Below are 9,008 nucleotides of genomic sequence, written 5' to 3'. Positions count from 1 at the left end.
CTCTCTCCCACCCCCCCCCCCCCCCCCCCCCCCCCCCCCCCCCCCCCCCCCCCCCCCCCCCCCCCGGCTCCTACAAGGGATCTTTATGGATTTACAAAGCGTTGTGCCCGCATGACGAAGGAGCAAACCCGATGAAAACCGATCAACTGCGCACCCTGCAAACCCTGCGGGTGCTGCGTGAACAACGGGCCGCCAGCCAACTGGCTGCCCAGCAGCAACGCTGCGAACAGACCCACGGCGTGTTGACCGACGCCAAGGAGCAATTGCGCCTGCACCGGGAAGCCATCGCCGAAGAAGCGCGCCAAGTGTATGCGTCGCTCACCGAAGGCTTGTCGGTGGCCAGTTGGCAGGCAGCCCAGGACCGTCTGCGCGGTTTGTCCGATGACCAGCAACAGCTGGAAAACGACGTGACCCACGTGTCCACCACCCTGCAAAGCCAGGAGCGTGAGCGTGACTTGTTTCGCCAGGAACGCCTGAGCCGTCAGCGTCAGTCCGACGCCTGGCAAAGCCTGCTGGACGGCCGCGAAAGCGATGAGCGCCGCGTGGGCGAGCTGCGCGACGAAGGCGTCGGCACATGATTGCAGCCCTTGCCGATCCGCTGTCGCCGTGGCTGACCCACTACGACCCGGCGCTGCTGGCGTTGCACAACCAACTGCACCGGCGCCGTCGTGCCTGGCAGGGGCGCTGTGCCGGGCAAGACCTGCGTGTGAGCTGGGCCGCCGAGCCGCAGCCCCTCAACGCGCCACGCGATGTGCTGCTGTTGCTGGGGCGTGCACCGGTGCGCCTGCGTTTGCCCACCACCGCCCTGGAGCAGGCCTTGGCGCCGCTGGCGTTGCAGTTTGACGCGCAGACGCTGCCGTCGCTGCCGCGCTCGTTGCTGCTGGAGCTGGCGGTGCTCGACCTGATCGAAGCCCTCGAACCGCTGCTCGGCCACCCGGTGCAATTGCTGGAGGCCACCGAAGGCCTGGACCAGCGCCCGTTCGCCGTGCACCTGGCCCTGGAACTGAGCTTCGGCAACGGGCCGGCCTTCAGCGCACAGCTGGATCTGAGCGAAGGCGCCGCGGTGCTGGTGGCGCAGTTGTTGACGCAATTGGGCGAGGTCGAACCCGACCCGCTGCCCGGCCTGCGCCAGACCCTGGCGGTCGTCGCCGGCAAACAGTGGCTGAGCCTGGGCGAACTGCGCAGCCTGCGCCCCGGCGACGTGCTGATGCTTGAACCTGGCAGCGGTTTGCTGCTCGACCTGGACGGCCGCTTGCAGGCGCGCTGCCAACACCAGGGTGATGCCTTGCGCCTGCAGGAAGCCTTGAAAGCCCCCCTTTTGGATGCGGAGAACACGATGAGTGACGTTGATGCGGCTGCGGCCCTGGATGACCTGCCGCTGAAATTGGTGTGCCAGGTCGGCAGCCTGGAACTGAACCTGGCGCAATTGCGCGAACTGGGCGCCGGCAGCCTGTTACAGCTCAACACCCCCGGCGTGGACAGCGTCGACTTGATGGTCAACGGGCGGCGTGTCGGCCAGGGCCAACTGGTGAAAATCGGTGACGGCCTGGGCGTGCGCCTGCTGAGTTTTGCCACCCCATGACCGGTTATCAGCCGAACCTGATCGAGATCATTCTGGTCGTTGCGACGATCGGGCTGATCCCGTTGGCGGTGGTGACACTCACCGGTTTCATGAAGATCTCGGTGGTGCTGTTCCTGATCCGCAACGCCTTGGGCGTGCAACAGACGCCGCCGAACCTGGTGCTGTACGGCATCGCGTTGATCCTGTCGGTGTACGTGACCACGCCGCTGATTGGCGACATGTACCGCCAGGTGGAGGGGCGCGACCTCAACATCGAGCATGTGGAGCAACTCAAGGATCTGGGCGATGCCCTGCGCCCGCCGTTGCAGGCGCACTTGAAGCGCTTTGCCAATGAATCCGAGCGGGGCTTTTTTGTGCAGGCCACCGAGACCATCTGGTCGCCGGAAGCCCGCGCTGATTTGCGCGATGATGACCTGGTGGTGCTGATCCCGGCGTTCGTCAGCTCGGAACTGACCCGTGCCTTCGAGATCGGCTTCCTGCTGTACATCCCGTTCCTGGTGGTGGACTTGCTGGTCTCCAACGTGCTGATGGCGATGGGCATGTCGATGGTCTCGCCGAACCTGATCTCGATTCCGCTGAAGATCTTTTTATTCGTGTCCCTGAGCGGCTGGTCGCGCCTGATGCACGGTTTGATTCTGAGTTACGGCTAACCCGTGTAGGAGCCGGCTTGCCGGCGATGGCGTCCTTGAGGGCCTCATCGCCGGCAAGCCGGGCTCCTACAGGGTGGTGTGTGTTGAGGGGGGAAGATGGGCCAGGACGTATTTTTGTCGTTGATGAAACAGGCGCTGATGACGGTGTTGATGCTCTCTGCGCCCGCGCTGGGGGTGGCGATTATCGTGGGTTTGAGCGTGGGCCTGTTCCAGGCGTTGACGCAGATCCAGGACCAGACGCTGCCCCAGGTAGTGAAGCTGGTGGCGGTGCTGTTGACCATCGTGTTCCTGGGCCCGGTGCTGGCCGGCCAGGTGGCGGAACTCGGCGGCCAGGTGCTGGACAATTTCCCGATGTGGACGCGCTGACCGCCCATGGATGCCAGCCTGACCGCGCAGTTCCTGGAGGTCGCCTACCCGGTGATCAGCTCCGCCTCGCTCGCCGCCTGTCGCGCCATGGGCGTGGTAGTGATCACCCCTGCGTTCAACCGCCTGGGCCTTACTGGCATGATCCGTGGCTGTGTGGCCGTGGCGATTTCCATCCCGATGTTTTTCCCGGTGTTCGAGTCGCTGACGTCAATGCCCGAACACGGCAGCGTGTTTATCGCCGGCTTGCTGATCAAGGAGTTTCTGATCGGCATCCTCATCGGCCTGTTGTTCGGCATTCCGTTCTGGGCCGCCGAGGTGGCGGGGGAGTTGATCGACCTGCAACGCGGCTCGACCATGGCGCAACTGGTGGACCCGCTGTCGTCCGGGGAGTCCAGCGTGATGGCGACGTTGCTCACGGTGATGCTGATCACGCTGTTCTTCATGTCCGGCGGGTTTATCCTGATGGTCGACGGCTACTACCACAGCTATCAGCTATGGCCGGTGACCTCGTTCACCCCGGTGTTTGCCAGTTCGGCATTGCTGGCGGTGCTGTCGATCCTTGACCAGATCATGCGCGTGGGCGTGCTGATGGTCTCGCCGTTGTTGATCTCGCTGCTGATCACCGATTTGATGCTCGCCTACCTGTCGCGCATGGCGCCCAACCTGCATATCTTCGATTTGTCGCTGCCGGTGAAGAACCTGTTCTTTACCATTTTGATGGTGATCTACATCGGCTTTTTGATTCCGCTGATGCTTGACCAGCTTTCCGAATTTCGCGGCACGGTCGAGCTGCTCAAGACCCTGGCAGGCATGGAGTAGCCATGGCCGATACCAGCGAAGAGAAGTCCCAGCCGGCCACGGACAAAAAGCTCAAGGACGCGCGCAAGAAAGGCCAGGTCGCCAAGAGCCAGGACCTGGTGTCGGGCATGGTCATTCTGTTCTGCACCCTGTGCATTTCGATCCTCGCGCCCCGGGCCAAGGCCCAGGTCACTGCGCTGATCGACCTCACCGCGCAGATCTACATCGAACCCTTCGCCACCGTGTGGCCCCGGGTGCTCGACCATGCCGAGCAACTGGTGATCAGCATCACCCTGCCGGTAATGGCGGTGACCACCGGCGTGGTGATCCTGACCAACATCATCACCATGCGCGGCTTTGTGTTCTCGGTGGACCCGATCAAGCCCGAGTTCAAGCGCATCAACCCGGCCGAGGGCATGAAGAAGATCTTTGCCCTGCGCAACCTGGTGGAGTTCATCAAGGGTTTGATCAAGGTGCATGTGCTGGCGATTGCTTTCTACGTGGTGGGCAAGCACGCGTTGCAGGCGCTGATGGAGTCGTCGCGGTGTGGCGCGGAGTGCATGGAGTCGACCTTCTTCCTGGTGCTCAAGCCGCTGGTGTTCACCGTGCTGTGCGCGTTCATCCTGGTGGGCGGGGTGGACGTGATGATGCAGCGCTGGTTGTTCGGCCGCGACATGAAGATGACCCGCAGCGAGACCAAGCGCGAGCGCAAGGACATCGACGGCGACCCGCTGATCAAGAGCGAACGGCGGCGTCAGCGCAACGAGATGCAGGCCTTGGCCACCAAGTTGGGCTTGAGCCGCGCGTCGATGATGATCGGCACCACCGACGGCTGCGTGATCGGCGTGCGCTATGTGCGCGGGGAAACCCCGGTGCCGGTGGTGGTGTGCCGCGCATCCCCGGAAGAGGCCTTGCTGATGCTGCAGGAAGCGTACGACCTGGGCATTCCCCACGCGCCGGACAAGGCGCTGGCCGGTGAGATCTACCGCAAGACCGTGCCAGGCGACCCGGTGCCGGATGCCTCGTTCCAGGCCGTTGCGGATTGGCTCGTGGCTGCGCGCCTTATCTGACAAGGTCTTACGCCTGGGGGAAATGCGTGTCGTATTCCAGGCTGAGGGCCTTGGCTTTTGCCGCGTCGAAGCCACCTTCGGCGGCCAGTGCGTCGATGGCCTGGAAGTACGTGTCCTGGCCACCCGGCAAGGTCCAGTCGAGCATGCGCGCCACGGTGCTGCCGATGTTCTTGAAGCTGTGGACGGTGCCACGGGGAATGAACAGCAGCGTCCCGGCGCCGACGGTTTGCTCAACGCCGTTGACCCTGACGTGATAGGTCCCTTCGACCACAAAAATGAACTCTTCCTGCGAGTGGTGCAGGTGAGGAGGCGGGCCTTCACCGGGGTTGTGGCTGGCGATGATCACCGAGGTGGCGCCACCACTGGCTTCAGTGCTCAGCAAAATGCGCATGTCGAGCCCGAACGGGTGGACCGGTAAACCGTCTTCAGGCGTGACGACAAGTGGGCGCAAGGGTGATGGGGTCATGGTCTGCCTCCGGTGGCTGTCAGCAGGGAAGGTGAGTCTTGTCCTGACTAAACAGCTGAAGGCGTGTTTTATTCCATCCGCCACAACCCCCTGTAGGAGCCGGCTTGCCGGCGATGGCGACCTTGAGATCACCGCAATGTTCAAGGACGCCATCGCAGGCAAGCCAGCTCCCACAGTTGATTTGAGGTGAGGGGGGGCGGTCAGCCGTTGTCGACGTCGTGGTACGGCCCGCCGTAGCCGTCGCCCACGCGCCAGATGATGTCGTGGTTGTCGTTGGTCCACTCCGATGGCTTGAGCGAGTACTTGTAGTCCTCGGAATTGCGGTTGTTGCCGTCGCCGATGTAATCCGGGTGGTCGCGCCGATGGTCGCCGCCGCGAATGCTGGAGCGCGCATCCCATTCTTCCTTGCGGAAATCAAAGATGCTCTGGTCTTGCGGGGCATCGCGCTGGCCCCAGTCGGACAAGTAGGTCTGCAGCCACACGTAGGCTTCATCGCCATTGGGCTTGAGCAGGCCGTCCTGCTTGAAGTCCTGGATCTGGTTCCAGTTCTGCATCGAGATCTTGTGCAGCTTGTGCGACTGCACGGTGCTGAGGATCGCGCCGACAAACGACAGTGCACCGGAGATCAGGAAGCCCACCGGGCCGAGGAACGGGATGATGCGGCCGGTGACGCCGAGGGTGGTGAGCACGCCGCCACCGGCGGCCACCAGGCTGCTGATGCCACCGGCCATGGACAGCGAGCCGGAGGCGATTTTCACCGGGTCTTTTTCCCGCACGCCGTCGCGCAGGGTGAACGCGGCCTGCACCACGCTGATCACACCACCGGCCACGTCGGTGGCCATGCCGATCACCTTGATCGCGCTGCTGGCGAACTTGGCACCAAAACCGGCACCGGCCACGCCGCCACGGCTGGCGATGCCTTTCTCGATGCCTTCCTGCACCTTCTTCGCGCCTTCATCGCTCCAGCCGCCGCTGTTGAGCACCTTGCCCACGTCCTTGCCGTCATCCATGGCCTGGTCGACGATCTCGAAGTACTTCTTCTGCACCGCCTCGGCGTCCTTGGGCAGGGCGTGGTAACCCTCGCCGGGCTTGGCCCACAGGTCGGGCAGCGAGCGGTCGAAGCCCATCAGTTTGTAGGCGTTGGTGCCGCGCAATTTGTCATAGACCTTAAGGCCCAGGGTGGCGAAGTGCGAGCCGGTGCCGAGGAAGCCGAGGAAGTCGTTGGCGATCCCCAGGCGCTTCATCGGCGTATCAGCCAGCTTGCCGCCCTGGCCGGCCAGTTGGTAGACGATACGGCCCATGCCGATCGCGCCGCCGACCGAGCCGAGTACGCCGTTGTCCTTGAGGAAGGTCAGGTTCTTCACGAACGAACTGCGGTTTTCTTCGCTGAGGCTCGGCATGATCTCCTTGCTCACCGCGTGTTCGATATCGCTGAAACTGATCACACCGTTCTTCTGCCAGGTATCGCCCAGGGAGATCATCGCCTTGCCGAAGTCGGCGGCGGCGCCTTTGTCCTTGAGCAACTGGTCGACGAACTTGGAATACACCCCCAGCGCCTGGCGCGGCAGGCCGTCGGCGCTGCCCTTGAGCATCGAGAGGATGGCCAGGGTGTTGTCCTGGGTGGCCAGGGCGGTGTTGTCATCGCTGATCTTGCTTGGGTCGTCCATCAACTTTTCAACGGCATCGGTGTAGCCGTCGATCTGCAGGTTCTGCAGGAAGTTGTCGGCCTTGGCCGGGTCCACATCCGCCAGGGCGGTGTAGGCGGTCTGGATCTCCTGGGTGGCCAGTTCGGTCTTGCCGTCGTCCTGTAGCGCCTTGATGTACTTGGTGAAGTTCTCCGAGGAGGTGCTGTCAATGAGCTTCTGGTGCACTTCATCGACCTTGGCCTGGCCGCCGTCGACCTTGCCCAGCGCCGCGTCGTGGTTGCTCTTGATGTCGGCCTGGATGGTCGAGTCGCCGAGCAGCTCGCTGATGGTCTTGTCGATGGACTTGGTGTCGAAGATGTTGTCGCGCACATCCCGCGAGGTCACATCGATCGGCGTGGTAGCGATGCCCTGGTTGCCGAAGCCGTGCTCGGGAATGATCGACATGCCGTTGTCGGCCATGCTCTTGGCTTCCACCGCACGCAGGAATTTGGCGCGCGGGTCGTCCTTGCCGATGCTGCCGTCCTTGACCCCGGCGCGGTAGCTGTCCACCAGGGTTTTCATCGACAGGTCCTGCACCGACAGCGGGTTGCCGCTCTCATCTTTTTCGGTGGTGGCGAGGTTGTCCACCGACACGTCCTTGAGCGGCGGCAGGCCGTTGTCGGCGCGCAGTTTGTCGACGTCGGTGGTCTGCTGGGCGATGTCGGTGCGGTAGCCGGAGATCTGCTCGAACATCTGCGGGTTGCTGTCTTCGCTGACCACGATCTTCTCTTCAGCGCCGCCCGGCTTGTGCTGGGTAAAGGCGATCAAACCAGGGCCGTAATCGCCCACGCCGCCGACGCTCATGATGTCTTCGGTGGACGACAAGTACGCATCCGGCCCGGCCAGGCTGTAGCCGTCGCCCTTGGCCTTTTCGATGCCGGCCAGGGTCTGGCCCTTGGTGCTGTAGGCGGCGAAGGCTTCGGGGGTGATGTCCTTGGACACCACCAGCAGTTTGCCGTCGGTGCCGTTGACCACCAGGATGCCGTCTATGGGCGCATCGACCTTGCTGATATCGCCCAGCTTGAGGCTGGCCTCGTCCTTGCGCAGCAGCTCCTGGCCGGGCAGGGACTGGGCGTTCTTGATGTAGTCGAAGGCCTGGGTGCCTTCGCTTTTGTGCACCGCGTGGAGGAAGTTGTAGAAACTGCTGCCGGCGTTGGGGTTGGGGTTGCTCAGGTCCGCGCCGGGCTGCGGCAAGGCGGCCTCGGACTGGCTGATCATGTACTTCTTGCCTTGGTGCTCGAACAGGATTACGCCGGATTTGGGGTCTTCGGAGACCACCTTGAGCTGACTGAAATCCAGGTCGCCGGGCAGGCTGGTGACCGCTTCATACCCTTTGGCCTTGCCCTCGGCGAGGGCCGCCTTGGTCACTCCGGCGCTGTTGAAACTGGCGAAGGCCTCGGGCGTGAGCGCTTCAGAGATCACCAGGGTCTGGCCGCTTTCCATCTCGACCTTGACCACCCCGTCCTTGGCTTCACCCACAGATTTCACATTGGCCAGGCGCACGGTGGGGTCGTCTTCGCGCAGCAGTTGCTGGTCGGGGTTGCCCAAGGCTTCACGAATCTCCTTGCCGGCCGGGGTGCCCTGGGTTTCGGCGAGGGTGTGCAGCAGGTCATAGAGCGGCGTGCCTTCATCCGGCCCACCCTGATTGACCGGCGCGACCGCGTGGCCGAAGTGCAGGCCCTTGAGGGTGTCGAAGCCTTCCTGGACCTTCTCGGCGCCTTCGCGGGTGATCTTGAATTTGCTACCGTCCTGCTCGAAGTAGATGACACCGGCGTCCTTGTCTTCGGACACGACTTTGAGTGTGTCGATGTCGAGCTTGGCGGGGAGGGCGGTGACTTCCTTGTAGTCGTCGGGCTTGATCTCGCTGGGCTTTTTCAGGGCCTCGCCGGAGTGGGCGGCCAGCACTTTGGGCTTGAAGTTTTTGTCGCCCGACCCGGCGGCTGCCAAGGTCTTGGCCTTGTTGAGCAGGGCGTCGAACACACGTTCCGGTGCCTTGGTTTCGGGGATGCGCGGCGAGGCGGCTTTTTCGGGTCGGTTGATCATTGTTCAGTCCATGTGAGTGGGGGCGCACGAGGACTTGATACTAGGGGGTGGCGGGGGGTGAAAGCGGGATTGTTGGCAAGATCTCACAAGCTTTCACAGGTGTGAAATACCGAGGTCATGTGGGTGTGCTTGGGGGGGCATATCCGTTATCTGGGTAACGGCCACTTATGGTTCCGCTCTTACAGCGGGTCACTTTTGGAAAAGAGCCCGGAATGCCGGCCCAACCAAAAGTAACCAAAAGGGCTCTTGCCCCAACACTCGGTGCCTCGCCTAGGCTCGGCATGCCCTCACTCCGGCTTGAATCCGTGGGCCGCCGTCATGGGCCATCCCTGGCCCAGGACGGCTAAC

General features: G+C 63.1%; 8 protein-coding genes. 6 read left to right on the top strand and 2 right to left on the bottom strand.

All coding sequences use genetic code 11. From position 1 onward, the window contains the following. The first annotated feature begins 131 nt into the window (after positions 1-131). The 6 genes from AC07SU_RS30610 (at position 132) to AC07SU_RS30585 (ending at position 4,466) form a co-directional block, all read left to right on the top strand. Positions 132-578 (top strand): hypothetical protein, encoded by a 447-nt coding sequence (locus tag AC07SU_RS30610; protein WP_176998799.1) that lies wholly within the window; start codon positions 132-134, stop codon positions 576-578. Continuing rightward, a complete protein-coding gene (gene sctQ, locus AC07SU_RS30605; protein ID WP_494999233.1) occupies positions 575-1,582 on the top strand; it encodes a type III secretion system cytoplasmic ring protein SctQ in 1,008 nt (335 codons plus the stop codon). Before AC07SU_RS30610 ends, sctQ begins: the two co-directional genes overlap by 4 nt. Then, complete coding sequence (sctR, locus tag AC07SU_RS30600; protein WP_017137580.1) at positions 1,579-2,232, top strand: type III secretion system export apparatus subunit SctR; 654 nt, start codon at positions 1,579-1,581, stop codon at positions 2,230-2,232. The genes sctQ and sctR overlap by 4 nt, the downstream gene beginning before the upstream one ends. A 96-nt stretch (positions 2,233-2,328) precedes the next feature. Continuing rightward, a complete protein-coding gene (locus AC07SU_RS30595; RefSeq protein ID WP_016969171.1) occupies positions 2,329-2,598 on the top strand; it encodes an EscS/YscS/HrcS family type III secretion system export apparatus protein in 270 nt (89 codons plus the stop codon). A gap of 6 nt (positions 2,599-2,604) precedes the next feature. Continuing rightward, positions 2,605-3,417, top strand: coding sequence for a type III secretion system export apparatus subunit SctT (gene sctT, locus AC07SU_RS30590; protein WP_176998797.1), 813 nt, complete (start codon positions 2,605-2,607; stop codon positions 3,415-3,417). A gap of 2 nt (positions 3,418-3,419) precedes the next feature. Continuing rightward, entirely contained in the window at positions 3,420-4,466 is a 1,047-nt protein-coding gene (locus AC07SU_RS30585) for an EscU/YscU/HrcU family type III secretion system export apparatus switch protein (RefSeq protein ID WP_176998796.1), read from the top strand. Positions 4,467-4,473: 7 nt separating this feature from the next. On the opposite strand, the gene AC07SU_RS30580 is transcribed toward AC07SU_RS30585, so the two are convergent. Beyond that, positions 4,474-4,932 carry a cupin domain-containing protein gene (locus AC07SU_RS30580; protein WP_176998795.1) on the bottom strand — a complete coding sequence of 153 codons (459 nt, stop codon included), beginning with the start codon at positions 4,930-4,932 and terminating at the stop codon, positions 4,474-4,476. A gap of 200 nt (positions 4,933-5,132) precedes the next feature. After that, positions 5,133-8,660, bottom strand: a complete 3,528-nt coding sequence (locus AC07SU_RS30575; protein WP_494999232.1) for a hypothetical protein — start codon at positions 8,658-8,660, stop codon at positions 5,133-5,135. Positions 8,661-9,008 lie beyond the last annotated feature (348 nt).

The organism is Pseudomonas sp. GW821-FHT05H12 (assembly GCF_059419385.1).
This window is presented reverse-complemented; position numbering and strand designations above follow the sequence as displayed.